Raw genomic sequence first — 17,748 nt, 5'->3', positions numbered from 1 at the left:
TCACCGCCGCGCCCCCACCGACCAGGCCGGGTGCGGTCGTCGTCCCGGCGTCGGGTGCCGGCGCGGTGGCGGGGCGGGTCGGCCGGGGCGGGTGCCGCTCATGCCGGGGTGTCGACGCCGCGCCGCCGCGGTGCCGGCCGGTCGGCGGGCCGTCGGCGGGCGCGCAGCAGGGTCACCGCCAGCGGCACCGCCACCACCGCCATGCCCACCGCGCCCCAGAGCGCCGAGGCGGGCAGCCGGAGGAAGACCGCGTGCGCCAGCACGCTGGAGAAGTACGTCCACAGGTAGAGGGCGAACATCGGGTCGTCGCGGGAGTCGGTGACCGCGACGGCCGGCCCGGCCAGCGGGCGCAGCGCGCTCATCAGCAGCACCGCGAACAGCAACCAGCCCAGGTAGTTGCTGACCGGGATGCCGGGCAGTCCGGGCAGCGCCGGGGTGGCGTCGCGCCACACCCAGTAGCCCTCGGCCACCATCTGCGGGTCGAGGAAGAGGTCCCAGCCGGCCAGCCCGACGGTGGCCAACGCCACCCGCCCGACGTGCCCCGCCGGCGTCAGGGTGCCGGGCATTCGGCCGGTGGTCGACGCGGTGCCGGGCATCCGGCCGGCGGACGTGGTCAGTCGGCCGGCGGGCGTGGTCAGCCGGACGGCGGCCAGCCAGGCGGGCCAGGCCATCCAGGTCCAGGCCAGCGGGATGATCAACGGCACCCCGGCCAGCTTCGGCCCCAACTCCCCCGAGTAGTCGTAGCTGCCGAACGGGAAGCCCGTCGCCACCCCCAGCGCCTCGATGGCGAACCCGCCGCCGGTGGCCACCGCGACCAGCGCCGCCGCCGTACGGGCACCCCGGGTGAGCAGCGCGTGCCCCACCGACAGCAGGTAACCCAGCACGACCGTGGCGACGGTGAGCCGGGCCCGGGTGACCCCGGTGGTGAGCGGGTAGCAGATCTGGATCAGCACCAGCAGGGCCAGCAGCAGCCACGGGACGTGCCGGCGGGTCACGACGAGGCCGGGCCGGACGTGTCGGGTCGGGGCAGCGGCAGGTCCCGGCCGAGCACCCCGAACGGCCGTTCGTCACCGGGGAAGCGGAAGTGCCGCAGCACGTCGACGAAGCCGAACCGCCGGTAGAGCCGCCAGGCCCGCGACGCCTGCTCGTCGGCCTCCGGGGTGGACAGCAGGGTGGTGCCGCCCTCGGCGATGCTGAGCAGGGCGGTGAGCTGCCGGGCGCCCAGGCCGTGCCCCTGCGCGGGCGGCCGGACGTGCAACTCGACCACCTCGAAGCAGTGGGTCAGCCAGCGCTGCCGGGCGTCCGGGTCCAGCGCCCGGTAGACCTGGTCGTGCCACCACTGCCCACCCGCGCCGAGGTAGCCGTACCCGAAGCCGGCCAGGTGGCCCTCGCTGGTGAGGCTGGCGACGGCGCGGAACCCGGGCCGGCGGGCGTGGGTGGCGATGTAGCCGCGTCGGGCCTCCAGCAGGTCGCTGCGGTAGCCCATCGCCTCCCCGTACACCGCGACCACGTCGTCGAGCCGCCGGACGAGATCCTCCGGCGTCCACCGCACCAACCTCATGCGCGTCCTCTCACGGTTGCGGATCACCGTCGGCGACCCAGCCCAGTACCGACCGGTCCCCGACCACTGCGCGCACCTCGAAGCGCGCGAACAACTCCTCCGCGTACCACCCTTCGGTGGGGGTGCGGGTGATCGCCGCGCGGTGCTCCGGGTGACGGTACGCGAAGGCCACGAGGTCCGTCGGGTCGCGCCACACGCTGACCGTGCCCTGCCAACCCAGCGGGGCCTCACCGACACCGAACCGGGCGAGCAGCCCCGGCGCGGCGTGCAGTGCGGCGGCGACCGGCGGGACGGCCCGCCAGAAGGTGAGCGCCCGGCGGGGGCGCAGCCGGGCCCGGGTCAGCGCCAGCACCGGCCCGTCGACCCGGCCGCCCGCCGGATCGCCGAACGGCCGTCGGCCCGACCACTCGCCCCGGCTGGTCACCGGGCGCAGCTCCAGCCGCGCCGACGCGTGGGCGATCCGGGCCCAGGAACGGCCGACCGGGGAGGCGTCGAAGCCGGCCGCCGCGGCGGGGGAGTCCCACACCACCAGCGCCGCCCACCGGGTCAGGTCGGCGTCCCCCGGGCCGAAGCCGGTGCCGGTCCCGGTGCCGAGCAGCTTGCCGAACCGTACGCCGGGGGTGCGCCGCAGCTGCCACGGATGCCGGGCCATCCGGGCCAACGCCCGACCGACGGCGGCCCGGGGCACCCGCCACACGTGCAGGGTGACCAGTTCCGGGGTGGTGTTCACGCCACCTCGGCGGGGGTGCCGCCGGTGATCCGCAGCAGCTCCGGGTAGGTGGTGGGGAAGACCGCCTGCGGTACGCCACCGGCGGCCCACACCTGCGGGTGCCCGGTCAGGGCGGTGTCGACGAGGGTGCGCAGCGGCCCGGGGTGGCCGACCGGGGCGACCCCGCCGATCACCTGGCCGGTGTGCTCCCGGACGAAGTCGGGGGTGGCCCGGCGCAGGTGGGTCACCCCGAGCTGGGCGGCCAGGCCGGCGGTGTCGACCCGGTGCGCGCCGGAGGTGAGCACCAGCAGCGGCGTGCCGTCGGCCTCGAAGACCAGCGAGTTGGCGATCGCGCCGACGGTGACGCCGAGTGCGTCGGCCGCCGCGGCGGCGGTGTGCGCCGCCTCGGGTAGCAGACGGACCCGGCTGGCCGCACCGGAACCGTCCCGCGCGCCCGCCTCGTCGAGCGCCCGCTGCACCGCCTGCACGTTCGGGTGTGACTGCATGCGGCCCATTCTCCCCGGTACGCCCCGACACCCCGCACCCGGCCGCCCACCGTGGCGGGTCAGCGGGCGGGCGGCGACCCGGGACGGGTGCCGGGCCAGTGCCCGGTGGCCCGGATCCGGCCGTCGGCGGTCACCAGCAGCGCCTCGTGGTCGGCCAGGCCGGTCAGCCAGGTCAGCGCGTCGTCGGCGTCGCGGGTCATCGCCGCGGTGGCGTACACGTCGGCCCAGAGCAGGTCCGGCCCGACCACGGTGACCGACCGCAGCGCGGTCGCCGGTCGGCCGGTACGCGGGTCCACGATGTGCGCGCCGCGCCGGGCGGTGCCCGAGGTGGCGACCGCGCCGTCGCGCCGGTCCAGCACGTCCAGCAGGTGGCCGGGGCGGTCCGGGTCCTCGATGCCGACCCGCCAGGCCGGCCGGTCCGCCCCGGCGTGCAGCACCACGTCCCCACCGGCGTTGAGACAGAGGTCGTGCCCGGCCAGATCGGCCAGCCACCCGGCCGCCCGCTGCACCGCCCACCCCTTGACCAGCCCGGACGGGTCGTAGCCGGCACCGCCGGTGGGCAGCGGCAGCCGCCGGGCGTCGAACCGGCCGCCGGTGCGCGTCCGGGCCAGCTCGCACAGCTCCGCCACCTCCCGCACCAGCGGGCTCGCGGTGGCCGGATCGGGTTCCCGCCCGGCCAGCCGTCCGATCTCGCTCTCCGGCCGGTAGGTGCTGAACGTCGCGTCGGCCGCGCGCAGCCAGGTGAAGAACCGCTCCACCCGGGCGGCGACCGCGTCGTCGTGCACGTCCGGGCCGCGCAGGTGCACGCTCACCGGCAGCCCCATCACCTGCACCACCCAGGCCCGCCGGTCCAGCTCCACCGTCCGGCCCGTCGGCGTGCTCATCTCAGGTGCGCCGCGTCGATGGCGGCCTGGAGGGACTCGCGGTAACCGTCGCTGGTGACGGTCGCCCCGGACACGGTGTCGATCCGGGCGCTCTGCGCGGTGAGCGCCGCCTGCCGCAGGATCGGTACCGCGTAGTCGTTGATCTGCTGGTCCCGGAAGTTGCCGTCGGGCACCTGGAGCGCTGTGACGTCGGTGATCCGCCCGCCCGCCACGGTGATCCGGACCTGCACCGGCCCCCACCGGGTCTGCGCCACCGACCCGTCGTAGCTTCCGCCGCCGCTGTCGCCGGTGCTTGCGCTGTCGCCGGTGTTTCCACCCTGGCCGGTGTTTGCGCCCTCGCCGGTGTCTCCGCCCGGCACGCCCGAGCCCGGGTCGGTGCCGGTGGGCGTGTCCCCGGAGCCGGGGGTGGTGCCGCCGCGGTCGACGGCGACGGCGCTGGTCCCCCCGCCGACGCCCATGGTGCTGGTCCGGTAGCTGAACAGCAGCACCAGGGCGGTCACCGTGGAGAGCAGCCAGATGGTGATCCGTCGCACGGTTCCCCCTTCCCGCCCGTCACCAGGCGAAGCGTTCGTGATGGACGTGCCGCTCGGGCACCCCGGCGGCCCGGGTCGCGGCCTGCACCGCGTCGACCCAACCGTCCGGGCCGCACAGGTAGACGTCGTGGTCGGCGATGCCGGGGGAGAGCCGGCGCAGCGCCTCGGCGTCCGGGAGCCCGGCCGCGTAACCGGGCAGCCAGGAGGGTTGCCGGCCGCGCGGACCGACCAGGTAGTGGACCGACACCCCGCGGTCGACCGCGAGCTGCTCCAGCTCCGCCCGGAAGGCCAGCTCCTGCGGGGTACGCACGCGGTAGAGCAGCACCGCCTGCCCGGGTGCGTACGGCAGCTCCCGGAGCAGGGCCAGCAGCGGGGTGACGCCGATCCCGCAGGCGAGCAGGGTGATCCCGCCGCCGCGCCAGTGCTGTCCGGTCAGCCGCCCGTACGGGCCCTCCAGCAGCACCCGGGTGCCCGGTCGCAGGGTGGCCACCCGGGAGCTGTCGTCGCCGAGATCCTTGACGGTGATCCGCATCAGGTCGCCCGTCGGCGGGGCGGACAGCGAGTACGGGTGCGCCCGGGACCAGCCGGGGCCGGTCAGGAAGCGCCAGCCGAAGAACTGCCCGGCCCGGACCGGCAGCCGGTCCAGGTCCCGCCCGCGCAACCAGACCGAGGTGACGCCGGGCGCCTCGGGGACCACCGCGGCCACCTCGACCCGGTGCCGCAGCGAGCGGTACGCCGGCAGGCCGAGCCGGAACACCAGCACACTGCCCAGCGCCCCCAGGTACACCGTCCACCAGTACGCCCGCGCGGCGGCCGAGGAGACGAAGTCCGCGCCGGTCCACAACTGGTGCGGCAGCGCCAACCCGATCCCCAGGTACGCGTACAGGTGCAGCAGGTGCCAGGACTCGTAGCGCAGCCGACGGCGGGCCGCCCGGACGGAGGTGACCACCACCAGCACCAGCAGTGCCAGCGCGGCGGTGGCCAGCAGCATCCCCGGGTACCCGGTGACCAGCAGCCAGAGCTGCGTCACGGGGTTCTCCCGGGCGGTGCCGGCGTACCCCAGGGTGGTCAGCAGCACGTGGGCCAGCAGCAGGTGGAACGAGGTGAAGCCGGCCAGCCGGTGCCAGCGGGCGATCCGGTCCTGGCCGAAGCGCCGTTCGACGAGCGGCACCCGGGCCATCAGCACCACCTGGACGAGCATCAGGTCGGCGCTGAGCAGGCCGGTGAGCCGGCCGGCGGAGGTGAGGCCGGTGGCCACCCCGGAGAGCAGTTCCTGCACCCCCCGGTCGGCGGTCCAGAGCGCGACGACGACCAGCAGGCTGAGCACCGCCGCGCTGCCGGCCAGGTCGGCCCACCAGCCGGGGGCGGTGGGCAACGGTCGGCGCGGGGTACCCCGGTCCAGGACGGTGGCGCTCATCCGTGGGTCGTTCCGGCGGGTCCTTCACTCATGTGGTCCACCCTGCGGCGGTGACCTCGGGCCAGGCTTTGCCGTCGCTGTGCGCCGGCTGGGAATCGCCGCTGGCCTGCCGTACGCCAGACGTTGCGTTTTCGTCGGGGGCAGGGTGTACTGTCAGAGCAGTTAGAACGGATGTTCGATTCACTCGCACACCCGTTCCAGCGCCCCCGGGCGGTGTTTCGCGGCGTCGACCCGGGCAGGTGCGGTTTCGCGGACCGCACCGGGTTCCGGGCAGTCGCGAGCCCGGTCCCGTCAAGGCAGGTCGTCGCCCGCCGCCCACGACCCCCGGGCGGCGGGCGACGAACCCGCCGGTTCGCCGGCCGGGTGTGGTGTGGGGAAGCATCCGCACCCGGCCGGCCCCCAGCGGTGCGTCTTCCTCCGCACCACCCGCCCCGGGCATCGTGCCGGTGGACCTCCTCCACCGGGCGTCCCGCCCGATCCGGTCACGCGGAGGAGACAGTCATGCCGACCAACCCGGCCCAGGCGCCGACGGTGCCCGCGCACGTGCTGCCGCACCGCACCCCGACCCAACTCCTCACGGTGGCCCGACAAGGGCTGGCCGAGGCCGCCCAGACCCGCCCCGACGGGCTGCGCTACGCCGCCGCCCACCTGGCCGCGCTCCGCGCCGCCGCCGCCCTGCTGGCCGCCCGGGCCCGGCCCGCGCCCGCCCGCCGCCGCCGGATCACCAGCGTCTGGGTGCTGCTCGCCGGGGTCGCCCCCGAACTGGACGAGTGGTCCCGCTACTTCGCCGCCGCCGCCGGCAAGCGGGCCGCCGCCGAGGCCGGCATACCCCGGGTGGTGAACGCTCGGGAGGCCGACGACCTGCTCCGGGCCGCCGAACAGTTCGTGACGGTGGTGGAGCAGGCGCTCGGCGTGACCCACCAGCCCGCCCTCGACGGCCTCGCCGCCTGACCCGGGGCGTGCCCGGGTCCCCGCCGGGCACCTGATCCGGCCGGCACCGGGCCCCGCTGAGCACCTCGACGCAGCGTCCCACCGCGTCCGGGCGAGCACGCAGTGCACCTGATCCACGCAACGACACGACGGGGGGTTGGTCCGATGGCGGGCCGCATGGTGGGCGGTTCCGCCGCACTGGCCGCTCTGGTACGCCCGGCGAGCGCCCCGGACCCGGCGGTCGGTCACCGGCTGCTCCCGGTGGCACCCGAGCTGACCGGCCTGCTGCCGCACCGGGGGCTGCGCCGGGGCAGCACCGTCGCCGTCACCGTCGGCCAACCCCGGCGCAGCGGCGGCACCTCCCTGGTGCTGGCGTTGCTCGCCGAGGCGTCCCGGGCCGGGTCGTGGTGCGCGGTGGTCGGGGTGCCCACGTTCGGGGCCGGCGCCGCCGCCGAGGCCGGCATCGCCCTGGACCGGCTGGCCCTGGTGCCCCATCCCGGCCCGGAGTGGCCCACCGTGGTCGCCGCCCTGATCGACGGTGTCGACGTGGTGGTGACCGCCGTGCCGCACACCGTCTCCGCCCCGGTCGCCGACCGGCTGGCCGCCCGGGCCCGGCAGCGCGGCTGCGTGCTCGTCCCGTACGGCCGGTGGACCGGTGCGGACGTGACGCTCCAGGTGGTCCGGGGGGTCTGGGAGGGGCTCGGGGCGGGGCGGGGCCGGCTGCGCCGCCGCGAGGTCACCGTGTCGGCACGCGGACGCGGAGCGGCGGCCCGTCCCAAGGAGATCACGATGTGGCTGCCCGGCGACGCGCTCACCCGGGTCGTGCCCCCCGCCGCGTCGGCCGTCCCCGTCGGACCGGCCGTCCCCGCCGCGCCTGCCGCGCCTGCCGTCCCCGTCGGACCGGCCGTCCTCGTTGGGCCCCGGCCGGGCGGGTTCACCGTGGTCGGGTCCGGGTGACCGGCACGCCCGTGCGCACCCTGCTGCTCTGGTGCCCGGACTGGCCGGTGCTCGCCGCCGAGATCGTCGACGGGGTGCCCGCCACCGGCCCGGTGGCCGTGCTGCACGCCAACCGGGTGGTGTCCTGCTCCGCACCGGCCCGCGCCGCCGGGGTACGCCGGGGCCTGCGCCGCCGGGAGGCGCAGGGGCGCTGCCCCACGCTGACCGTCGTCGACCACGACCCCGGTCGGGACGCCCGCGCCTTCGAACCGGTCGTCGCCGCCGTGGAGGAGGTCGCCGCCGGGGTCGAGGTGGTCCGCCCCGGCGTCTGCGCGCTCGCCGCCCGGGGGCCCGCCCGCTACCTCGGCGGTGAGGAGGCCGCCGCCGAGCGGATCGTCGAACAGGTCGCCGAGTCCTGCGCGGTGGAGAGCCAGATCGGCATCGCCGACGGGGTCTTCGCCGCAGGCCTCGCCGCGCGTACCGGTCAGGTGGTGCCGCCGGGCGGGACGCCGGGGTTCCTGGCGGGGCTGCCCGTCGAGGCGATCGGCCGCCCGGCCCTGGCCGACCTGCTGCGCCGGCTCGGCGTACGCACGCTGGGCGACTTCGCGGCGCTGCCCGCCGGTGACGTGCTGGCCCGGTTCGGCTTCGACGGGGCCCTCGCCCACCGGCTCGCCGCCGGGCACGACCACCGGCCGCTCGCCGTCCGGCAGCCCCCGGTCGACCTGACCGTCACCGCCCACCACGACGAACCCCTCGACCGGGTCGACGCGGCGGCCTTCGCCGCCCGGATGCTCGCCGAACGGCTGCACGACCGGCTGGCCGGGCACGGGCTGGCCTGCACCCGGCTCGGCATCGAGGCGGTCACCGCGCACGGCCAGGAACTGCACCGGGTGTGGCGGCACGACGGGCTGCTCACCGCCGCCGCCATCGCCGACCGGGTGCGTTGGCAGCTCGACGGTTGGCTCTCCGGCGGCACCGGTCGGGCCGGTACCCGACCGGCCCGACCGACCGCCGGGATCATCCGGCTGCGGCTGGTGCCCGACGGGCTGCTGTCCCGGGGTGGGCTGCAACCCGGCCTGTGGGGGGAGGTCGGCGAGGAACGCGACCGGGCACACCGGGCGTTGAGCCGGGTGCAGGGCATCCTCGGTCCGGAGGCGGTGGTCACCGCCGTGCTGGGCGGTGGTCGGTCCCCGGCCGACCAGACCCGCCTGGTCCCCTGGGGCGACGAACGCCTCCCCGCCCGCCCCGGCCCGCCCCCACTGCCGGGCGTCACCGAGGCGGAGCCTGGTGCCGCCGGGCGGGCGGCGGCGCAGTCCGGTGGCGTTGGGCGCGCGGTGACCGGTGGCGTCGGGCGGGCGGTGACGCAGTCTGCTGATGCCGGGCGGGCGGTGACGGGGGCCGGTGGTACCGGGCGGGCGGTGACGGGGGCCGGTGGTACCGGGCGGGCGGTGACGGCGGCCGGGGGTGCCGGGCGGGGCGGGCCACGGCGGCCGGGTCCCGTACCGCCCTGGCCGGGGCGACTGCCGCCACCCGCGCCGGCCGTGGTGCTGCCCGCCCCGCTCACCGCGACCGTGCACGACGCCACCGGGGAACCGGTGCTGGTCAGCGCCCGGCTGGTGGTCAGCGCGGCGCCCGCCCGGCTGGCCGTCGGCGGCACCGCGCCGACGGAGATCGTCGGCTGGACCGGCCCGTGGCCGGTGGACGAGCGGTGGTGGGCCCCCGCCGAGGCCCGTCGCCGGGCCCGGTTCCAGGTCTGCCTGGCCGACGGTGCCGCCCTGCTGCTGGCCGTCGAGGCGGGCCGGTGGCTGGTGGAGGCGATCTATGACTGACCGGTGGTGCGGGCTGGTCCGGCCCGGCCTGGTTCGGACCGCGCTGGTCCGGTCCGGGCTGGTTTTGCCTGGGCTGGCCTCGTTCGCGCTGGTCTCGTGCGCGCCGGTGAGACCTTTCCGGGCTGGACCCGGATCGGCCGGCTGCGCGCAGGTCGGCCATGTGTCGGCCGGTGGTATGCCGGTCGGTCGGGTGCGCGCTGGTTCCGGGTCTGCCGGAGTGCTGCCGGTTCGGGCATTGCCGGTTGACCGCGTGTCGGCTGACCGCATGCCGGTCGGGCTGTATGGCGGTCGGGTCCGGTCGGTGGCGCTTGCGCTGCCGACCGGTGCGGTGTTCCGTCCGGGGTCATCCCGCGTCCCGACGATGTTTCCGGGGTGAGTGGTATGCCTCAGCGGCATAAATATGCCTCAGCGGCATATCACTCATCGGGAGGACCATGGCTGCCCTTAGTGGCCACGCCCGGTCCCACCGCCGCCCGCACAAGGCCGACCCGCGCTACCGGGGCGGCCGGATGAGCTTCCACAATCCGAAACTGCCCTGGTCGGAGCTGGAACGGGTGCTGTCCGGACGGTCCACCACCACCGACGGCGGCGCGGACCACCGCTCCCGTGACGACCGCCTCCGTGACGGCAGGTCTCAGGACGGCAGGGCCCAGGACGGCAGGGCCCAGGACGGCAGGGCCCAGGACGGCAGGGCCCAGGACGGCAGGGCCCGGGGCGGCGGGGTTCGGGACGGCAGGGCTCAGGACGGCGAGGCTCAGGACAGCGGGGGCCGGGACGGCGGGGCCCAGGGCGGGCGGCGGCGCGGGGAACGGCACCTGCACGTGGTGGACCCGCTCGCCGAGGCCGACGGCGGCGACTCACCGGCCTGGACCCGGCACCGTGAGCGGTACGCACCGCCGGAGCTGGACCGCCCGGACGACCCGGTGCCCTACGCCGAGCTGCACGCGCACACCAACTTCAGTTTCCTCGACGGGGCGAGCCACCCGGAGGAGCTGGCCGAGGAGGCCGTTCGGCTGGGGTTGACCGCGCTCGCCGTGACCGACCACGACGGGTTCTACGGGGTGGTCCGGTTCGCCGAGGCGGCCCGTACGCTGCACCTGCCCACGGTCTTCGGGGCGGAACTGTCGTTGGGGCTGCCCGGCCCGCAGCAGGGCGAGCCCGACCCGCTGGGCCGGCACCTGCTGGTGCTCGCCCACGGCCACGAGGGGTACGCCCGGCTCGCGTCGGTCATCTCCCGGGCCCAACTGCGCGGCGGGGAGAAGGGCCGGCCGGTCTACGGCGAGCTGGAGGAGGTCGCCGCCGAGCTGCGCGACCACGTGCTGGTGCTGACCGGTTGCCGCAAGGGGCACGTGCCGGCGGCGCTGCTCACCGCGGGGGTCGACGCGGCGGCCCGGGAGCTGGACCGGCTCACCGCGCTGTTCGGCGCGGAGACGGTGGCGGTGGAGCTGACCGACCACGGGCACCCGGTCGACGCCGACCGCAACGACGCGCTCGCCGAGCTGGCCGCCACCGCCGGGCTGGCCACCGTGGCCAGCAACAACGTGCACTACGCCAGCCCGGGGCGACGACGGTTGGCGACCACCCTGGCCGCTGTCCGGGCCCGCCGCAGCCTGGACGAGATCGACGGCTGGCTGCCCGCCGCCGCCACCGCCCACCTGCGCAGCGGCGCGGAGATGACGGCCCGCTTCGCCGCGTACCCGGGTGCGGTGTCCCGGGCCGCCGAGTTCGGCGCGGAACTCGCCTTCGACCTGCACCTGGTCGCGCCCCGGCTGCCGGCGTACCCGGTGCCGGCGGGGCACACCGAGATGAGCTGGCTGCGCCACCTGACGCTGGCCGGGGCGCACGAGCGCTACGGGCCGCCCGGGGCGCACCCGGAGGCGTACGCGCAGCTGGAGCACGAGCTGCGGATGATCGACGAGCTGGGCTTCCCCGGCTACTTCCTGGTGGTCTACGACATCGTGGCGTTCTGCCGCGTACAGGACATCTACTGCCAGGGCCGGGGTTCGGCGGCCAACTCGGCGGTCTGCTACGCGCTGCGGATCACCAACGTGGACGCGGTACGGCACCGGCTGCTGTTCGAACGGTTCCTCGCCCCGGAACGCGACGGGCCACCCGACATCGACGTGGACATCGAGTCCGACCGGCGGGAGGAGGTGATCCAGCACGTCTACGCCCGCTACGGCCGGGAGCACACCGCCCAGGTCGCCAACGTCATCTCCTACCGGCCCCGGTCGGCGGTGCGGGACGTGGCGAAGGCGTTCGGCTACTCGCCCGGCCAGCAGGACGCCTGGAGCAAGCAGATCGACCGCTGGGGTTCCGTCGCGGCGGTCGACGTCGAAGGCATTCCCGAGCAGGTGGTGGCGTACGCCAACGAGTTGCAGACCTTCCCCCGGCACCTCGGCATCCACTCCGGTGGGATGGTGATCTGCGACCGGCCGGTGATCGAGGTGTGCCCGGTGGAGTGGGGGCGGATGCCCGGCCGCAGCGTGCTCCAGTGGGACAAGGACGACTGCGCGGCCGTCGGGCTGGTCAAGTTCGACCTGCTCGGGCTGGGCATGCTGTCGGCCCTGCACTACGGCTACGACCTGATCGGGATGAGCCTGGACCTGGGCGACATGACGTTGGACGACCCCGAGGTCTACGACATGCTCTGCCGGGCCGACTCGGTCGGGGTGTTCCAGGTGGAGAGCCGCGCCCAGATGGCCACCCTGCCCCGGCTGAAACCCCGCGAGTTCTACGACCTGGTGGTGGAGGTGGCGCTGATCCGGCCCGGCCCGATCCAGGGCGGCTCGGTGCACCCGTACATCCGGCGCAAGAACGGCCAGGAACCGGTGACGTACCCGCATCCGCTGATGCGCAACGCGCTGGAGAAGACCCTCGGTGTGCCGCTGTTCCAGGAGCAGCTGATGCAACTCGCCATCGACCTGGCCGGTTTCGACGCCGCCGGGGCCGACCAGTTGCGTCGGGCGATGGGGGCGAAACGGTCGGTGCAGCGGATGGCGCAGCTCGCCGACCGGCTCTACGCCGGGATGGCCGAGCGGGGCATCACCGGCGAGTTGGCCGACGACGTCTACCGCAAGCTCACCGCGTTCGCCAGCTACGGCTTCCCGGAGAGCCACGCGATGAGCTTCGCCTACCTGGTGTACGCCAGCTCGTGGCTCAAGCGGCACCATCCGGCGGCGTTCCTGGCCGCCCTGCTCAACGCCCAGCCGATGGGGTTCTACGCGCCGCAGACCCTGGTCGACGACGCCCGGCGGCACGGGGTCGAGGTCCGCCGGCCGGACGTCAACGCCAGTGGGGCCGGGGCGGTGCTGGAGTCCACCCCGCAGACCCGGTGGGGGAGCGTGCCGGGGGAACCGCCGCACGCCTGGGGGCTAGGCGGTCCGGCGGTCCGGCTCGGGCTGGGCGGGGTGCGTACCCTCGGCGACGACCTGGCCGGGCGGATCGTGGCGGAGCGGACGGCGTACGGGGCGTACCGGGACATGCCTGATCTGGCCCGGCGGGTCGGTCTCACCGCGGGTCAGCTGGAGGCGCTGGCCACCGCGGACGCCTTCGCCTGTTTCGGGCTGACCCGGCGGGAGGCGCTCTGGGCGGCCGGGGCGGCGGCCCAGGACCGGCCGGGCCGGCTGCCCGGCACGGTGACCGGCGCGGCGGCCCCGACCCTGCCGGGGATGGAGGCGGTGGACCGGCTCGTCGCCGACGTCTGGGCCACCGGGCTGTCCCCGGAGACCCACCCGGCCCGGTTCGTCCGGGACCGGCTCGACGCGCTGGGTGCGGTGCCGATCGCCCGGCTGGGGCGGGTGGAGTCGGGTCGGCGGGTCCGGGTCGGCGGGATCGTCACCCACCGGCAACGGCCGGCGACCGCCGGTGGGGTCACCTTCCTCAACCTGGAGGACGAGACGGGAATGCTGAATGTCACTTGCTCCCCGGGGCTGTGGCAGCGCTACCGTCGAATCGCCCGCACCAGCAGCGCCCTCGTGGTCCGTGGTCGGTTGCAGCGGCACGAGGGGGTCACCAACCTCACCGCCGACCGGCTGGACCCGATCACGCCGCCGGTGGAATCCGCCTCCCGCGACTTCCGGTGAAGTGATCCACATTACGGTTTTCCGGGCCGGGAGACGGGAGACTTCCGGCACGCGCGGGCAGAGTGGCACGCGCGCGGCAAGGGGGATGACCAGTGACGATGGACAGCACGTACACCGGTGGACTGGCGAACGCCCGGCGTACCCGGCTGGGCGCCGGTTGGACGCCCGCCCAGGACGCCGAGCCGCGGGAGTACCAGGTGACCGAGGGCCCGGTGGCGAACGACCGCCGGTCCCGCGCCGAGGAGGACCCGGCCGGCGGCGGCGAGATCTGAGCCGTCGGCGTCGGCACCGCCAGCGGGGGTCGGGTGAGGCGGGTGACTAGGCTCCACCGGGTGGAGCAGAGCACCCGAGGCCGGTTCGTCGAGCCGCCGTTGACCCCCCGTACCGCCGTCATCTGGTCGGTGCTCGCCGCCGAGCTGGACCGGCGGGCCGACGACACGCTGACCGTGCTCGACGTGGGCGGCGGCACCGGCGGCTTCGCCGTGCCGCTCGCCCAGGCCGGCCACCGGGTGACCGTGGTCGACGCCAGCCCCGACGCCCTCGCCGCCCTCACCCGCCGGGCCGCCGAGGCCGGGGTGGCCGACCGGGTCCGCGCCGTGCAGGGCGACGGTGACGCGTTGACCGGCCTGGTCGAACCGTCCTCCGTCGACCTGGTGCTGTGCCATGCGGTGTTGGAGGTGGTCGACGACCCGCTGCCGGTGACGACCGCGCTGGCCGCCGCGTTGCGCCCCGGTGGGGCGGCGAGTGTGCTGGTCGCCGGGCGGGCCGCCGCCGTGCTGGGTCGGGCGATGAACGGTCACCTGGACGTCGCCGCCGCGCTGGCCGCCGCCACCGACGGCGCCGCCGGCCCCCGGGACACGCTGCGCCGCCGCTTCGACGCCGAGCAGGCCACCGCCCTGTTGCGCGCCGCCGGCCTCACCGTCGAGGAGATCCACGGGGTACGCGTCCTCGCCGACCTGCTGCCCGCCGCCGTCGCCGACGGTCAGCCGGGTGCCCTGGTCGAGTTGGAGAAGGCGCTGGCCGGGCGTCCGCCCTACCGGGATCTCGCCGCCCAACTGCACCTGTTCGCCCGCCGCCCGGCATGACCGACCTGCCCCCGGCCGGGACGACCCCGCCCCCGGCCGCTGTGCCGGTGGACCGAGCGGCGGGGCCGGTGCCTCCGGCAGACCCGCTCGCGGTGGTGTCGCCGCGCTACGGCGGGGGCAGCCTGGCCGACGTGCTGCCAAGCGCGCTGGCCGTGCTCGGTGTGCCGGGCGCGGTCGACCTGCTCGGGCTCGCCCCCGGCCTGGCCGGGGTACGCCGGGTCGCCGTGCTGCTCGTCGACGGTCTCGGCTGGTACCAGCTGCCCACCGCCGCCCGGTACGCCCCGACCCTGACCGGGCTGGCCGCGACGGTGGGCCGCCCGCTCACCTCCGGCTTCCCCTCCACCACCCCGACCAGCCTGGTGACCCTGGGTGCGGGCGCGGCCCCCGGCGCGCACGGCGTGCTCGGCTTCACCGTCCGGGTGCCCGGCACCGACCGGGTGCTCAACCACATCGACTGGCACGGCGACCCGGACCCGCTGCACTGGCAGCCGGTACGCACCCAGTGGCAACGGGCCCGTGCCGCCGGGGTCGCGGTGAGCGTGGTGAGCCGTCCCGAGTACGCCGGCAGCGGGCTCACCCTGGCCGCCAACCGGGGTGGCGACTACCGGGGCGCCGCCGGGGTGGACGCCCTGGGCCGGACGATGCTGGCGGCGCTGTCCGCCGGGGCCGGCCCCACCCTGGTCTCCGGTTACCACCCCGACCTGGACCGGCACGGGCACCTCAGCGGGGTCGACTCGGCGCCCTGGCGGATCGCCGCCGCCGAGGTGGACGGCCTGCTCGCCCGGCTCGTCGACGGGTTGCCGGCCGACGCCGCGCTGCTGGTCACCGCCGACCACGGCCAGCTCGACGTGCCGGCGGCCCACCGTTTCGACCTGGACACCGATCTGCGGCTGCGGGCCGGCATCCGGGTGGTCGCCGGTGAGCCCCGGGTGCGGTACCTGCACGTCGAGCCGGGGGCGGTGGACGACGTGGTGGCCACCTGGTCGGCGGTGCTCGGGCCGGCCGCCCGGGTGTGCACCCGGGAGGAGCTGGTGGCCGAGGGCTGGTTCGGCCCGGTCGCCGAGGAACACCTGTCCCGGGTCGGTGACGTGGTGGTGACCTGCCGCGACACGTACGCGGTGCTGGCCACCCGGTCGGAGCCGCCGGCGGCGTCCCGGCTGGTGGCGTACCACGGGGCGGACAGCGCGGCGGAGATGACCGTGCCGCTGCTGGTGGTCCGGGGCTGACCGCCGGGCCGGTTGTCGTACCGGGCGGCTAGCCTGCGGTGATGGGCCGGAGCCAGTCGTTGCCGCGTGGTGCTGGTGACCCGCGTTTCGGGCCCGACGCCGACGACTCGGCCAGCCCGATCCTGCACGTCGACATGGATGCCTTCTTCGCCTCCGTCGAGGTGCGTCACCGGCCCGAGTTGGCCGGCCGTCCGGTGGTGGTCGGCGGGGTCGGGCCGCGGGGTGTGGTCAGTTCCGCCAGCTACGAGGCCCGCCGCTTCGGCGTGCGCAGCGCCATGCCCACCGCGCGGGCCCGCGCGCTCTGCCCCGGCGCGGTCTACCTGCCCCCCGACTTCGCCCGCTACCGGGCGGCCTCCGACGCGGTGATGCGGATCTTCCGGGACGTCACCCCGCTGGTCGAGCCGCTCTCCCTCGACGAGGCGTTCCTCGACGTGACGGGTGCCCGCCGGCTGTTCGGCCCACCCGCCGCCATCGCCCGGCGGATCCGGGCCCGGGTCGCCGCCGAGCAGGCGTTGACCTGCTCGGTCGGGGTGGGTCCGAGTAAGTTCGTGGCCAAGCTCGGCTCCACCCGGGCCAAGCCGGACGGCCTGCTGGTGGTGCCGGCCGATCGGGTGTTGGAGTTCCTCCACCCGCTGCCGGTCGACGCGTTGTGGGGGGTGGGGGAGCGGTCCGCCGAGACGCTGCGGCGGCTCGGCCTACGCACCATCGGTGACCTGGCCGAGGCACCCGCCGGGATGCTCCGCAAGGCGCTCGGTGTGGCGTCCGCGACCCACCTGCACGAGTTGGCCCGGGGGCGCGACGCGCGCCCGGTCAGCCCGGACCAGGTGGAGAAGTCGATCGGGGCCGAGGTGACCTTCGACGTCGACGTCGTCGACCCGCAGGAGATCCGGCGCGCGCTGCTCGCCCTCAGCGAAAAGGTGGGCAGTCGGCTCCGGGCGGCCGGCCAGGTCGGCCGGACCATCTCGATCAAGGTCCGAATGTCCGATTTCCGCACCGTCAGCCGGTCCCGCACCCTCGACGGGGCGACCGACGTGGCCCGGGAGATATTTGACACGTCCTGGGGCCTCTGGACGGTTCTCGACCCGGGTGAGCCGGTCCGGCTGGTCGGCGTCCGGGTGGAGGGACTGGCGGGAGCGGTCGACACACCGCGACAACTCACGCTGGGCGCACCGGAGCGGGGATGGCGGGAAGCGGAGACCGCCGCCGACGCGGCGGCTGCCCGTTTCGGGCGGTCCGTCATAGGTCCGGCCAGTCTGCTCGGTAAACGTGATCCCCGGCGCGGGGAAAATAGCAGTCGGCCATAGGTCGTCCCGCTTTCCGACGCGCGACCCCCCTCGTAGACTTGGCGGCAAGCAGCCGGATGGCTGCCACGGTCTGTCGGCCCGACCGGGCCGACCAACGTGACCGGGGAGGAGTGCCGTGCCGCTCTCGGAGCACGAGCAGCGGCTGTTCGAGCAGATCGAGCGGTCGCTTGCCGAGGACCCCAAATTCGCCTCGGCCGTGCGCGCCAGCGACCCGCGTTTCCATACGCGGCGTCGCCTGCTCGTCGCTGCCGGCGTGGTGGTCGTCGGCCTGGCCCTGTTGGTCTACGGCGCGGTGATCAAGACACCGCCACTGGCAGTGGCGGGCTTCGTCGTCATGCTGGCCGCGTTGGGCTATGCGGTGCAGTCGCACCGGCGGGCGCAGTCACCGGACCTGCACGTGGTGGGCGGCACGACGAGTCGTCGTCGTCCGCGTGGCCGGGGCGGCCGTCGGCCGTCGCTGCTGGACCGCATGGAGGATCGGTGGCGGCAACGTCCGGAGGGACATCGCTGAACCCGGCCCACCCGTGAGGGTGGACGGGCGTCGCCGACGACGGTAGGTGCCGGACCTGTGGTCCGGCCACCTCCGTCATTTCGCCATGCCCGCGCTCTGCTGCCAGCCCGGCTGCCCACCCGGGCCCGTCGGTGCCCCCACGCCGCCCGTCACCACCCCTGGCCCACTCCCGTGCGGCGACGTGGCGGTGTCCAGCACGGCTGACACCGCTGTATCACCCCACGAGCGGTCC

General features: G+C 75.8%; 16 protein-coding genes. 9 read left to right on the top strand and 7 right to left on the bottom strand.

Going from position 1 to position 17,748, the window contains the following annotated elements; all coding sequences use genetic code 11:
• Positions 1-98: 98 nt before the first annotated feature.
• Genes AB0B63_RS02950 through AB0B63_RS02920 form a run of 7 tightly spaced genes read right to left on the bottom strand, consistent with a single transcriptional unit; the run spans position 99 to position 5,610 of the window.
• Positions 99-995: a carotenoid biosynthesis protein gene (locus tag AB0B63_RS02950; protein ID WP_357014139.1), complete on the bottom strand. Its 897-nt coding sequence runs from the start codon at positions 993-995 to the stop codon at positions 99-101.
• Complete coding sequence (locus tag AB0B63_RS02945; RefSeq protein WP_208569757.1) at positions 992-1,561, bottom strand: GNAT family N-acetyltransferase; 570 nt, start codon at positions 1,559-1,561, stop codon at positions 992-994. The genes AB0B63_RS02950 and AB0B63_RS02945 overlap by 4 nt, the downstream gene beginning before the upstream one ends.
• Positions 1,562-1,571: 10 nt before the next feature.
• Complete coding sequence (locus AB0B63_RS02940) at positions 1,572-2,291, bottom strand: monooxygenase (RefSeq protein WP_357014137.1); 720 nt, start codon at positions 2,289-2,291, stop codon at positions 1,572-1,574.
• Complete coding sequence (locus AB0B63_RS02935; protein WP_208569755.1) at positions 2,288-2,776, bottom strand: YbaK/EbsC family protein; 489 nt, start codon at positions 2,774-2,776, stop codon at positions 2,288-2,290. The genes AB0B63_RS02940 and AB0B63_RS02935 overlap by 4 nt, the downstream gene beginning before the upstream one ends.
• A 59-nt stretch (positions 2,777-2,835) precedes the next feature.
• A complete protein-coding gene (locus AB0B63_RS02930; RefSeq protein ID WP_208569754.1) occupies positions 2,836-3,660 on the bottom strand; it encodes an FAD:protein FMN transferase in 825 nt (274 codons plus the stop codon).
• Positions 3,657-4,193: an FMN-binding protein gene (locus AB0B63_RS02925; protein WP_357014134.1), complete on the bottom strand. Its 537-nt coding sequence runs from the start codon at positions 4,191-4,193 to the stop codon at positions 3,657-3,659. Before AB0B63_RS02925 ends, AB0B63_RS02930 begins: the two co-directional genes overlap by 4 nt.
• A 19-nt stretch (positions 4,194-4,212) precedes the next feature.
• Entirely contained in the window at positions 4,213-5,610 is a 1,398-nt protein-coding gene (locus AB0B63_RS02920) for a ferredoxin reductase family protein (protein ID WP_357014132.1), read from the bottom strand.
• A gap of 501 nt (positions 5,611-6,111) precedes the next feature.
• Between AB0B63_RS02920 and AB0B63_RS02915 the strand changes: the two genes are divergently transcribed.
• From AB0B63_RS02915 to AB0B63_RS02875, 9 genes are all read left to right on the top strand, one after another.
• A complete protein-coding gene (locus AB0B63_RS02915; protein ID WP_208569751.1) occupies positions 6,112-6,561 on the top strand; it encodes an SAV_6107 family HEPN domain-containing protein in 450 nt (149 codons plus the stop codon).
• A 144-nt stretch (positions 6,562-6,705) separates the two neighbouring features.
• Complete coding sequence (locus AB0B63_RS02910) at positions 6,706-7,497, top strand: hypothetical protein (protein ID WP_357014129.1); 792 nt, start codon at positions 6,706-6,708, stop codon at positions 7,495-7,497.
• Positions 7,494-9,305, top strand: a complete 1,812-nt coding sequence (locus AB0B63_RS02905; protein ID WP_357014127.1) for a DNA polymerase Y family protein — start codon at positions 7,494-7,496, stop codon at positions 9,303-9,305. The genes AB0B63_RS02910 and AB0B63_RS02905 overlap by 4 nt, the downstream gene beginning before the upstream one ends.
• Before the next feature lie 434 nt (positions 9,306-9,739).
• The gene (locus tag AB0B63_RS02900) at positions 9,740-13,390 is read left to right on the top strand and encodes an error-prone DNA polymerase (protein ID WP_357014125.1); all 3,651 of its coding nucleotides are present in this window, start codon (positions 9,740-9,742) and stop codon (positions 13,388-13,390) included.
• 92 nt (positions 13,391-13,482) lie between these two features.
• Entirely contained in the window at positions 13,483-13,662 is a 180-nt protein-coding gene (locus tag AB0B63_RS02895; RefSeq protein ID WP_067301863.1) for a hypothetical protein, read from the top strand.
• Positions 13,663-13,704: 42 nt separating this feature from the next.
• A complete protein-coding gene (locus AB0B63_RS02890; protein WP_357014122.1) occupies positions 13,705-14,475 on the top strand; it encodes a methyltransferase domain-containing protein in 771 nt (256 codons plus the stop codon).
• 68 nt (positions 14,476-14,543) lie between these two features.
• Positions 14,544-15,701 (top strand): nucleotide pyrophosphatase/phosphodiesterase family protein, encoded by a 1,158-nt coding sequence (locus AB0B63_RS02885; protein ID WP_357014120.1) that lies wholly within the window; start codon positions 14,544-14,546, stop codon positions 15,699-15,701.
• 41 nt (positions 15,702-15,742) lie between these two features.
• Positions 15,743-17,005 (top strand): DNA polymerase IV, encoded by a 1,263-nt coding sequence (locus AB0B63_RS02880; RefSeq protein WP_357014118.1) that lies wholly within the window; start codon positions 15,743-15,745, stop codon positions 17,003-17,005.
• Between the two features lie 115 nt (positions 17,006-17,120).
• Complete coding sequence (locus tag AB0B63_RS02875; RefSeq protein WP_067301847.1) at positions 17,121-17,516, top strand: DUF3040 domain-containing protein; 396 nt, start codon at positions 17,121-17,123, stop codon at positions 17,514-17,516.
• Positions 17,517-17,748 lie beyond the last annotated feature (232 nt).

This window comes from Micromonospora sp. NPDC049081 (assembly GCF_040648835.1).
In the GTDB taxonomy this organism is placed as follows: Bacteria; Actinomycetota; Actinomycetes; order Mycobacteriales; family Micromonosporaceae; genus Micromonospora; species Micromonospora antibiotica.
The sequence above is the reverse complement of the archived record's forward strand: the minus strand, read 5'-3'. Positions and strand labels throughout refer to the sequence as shown.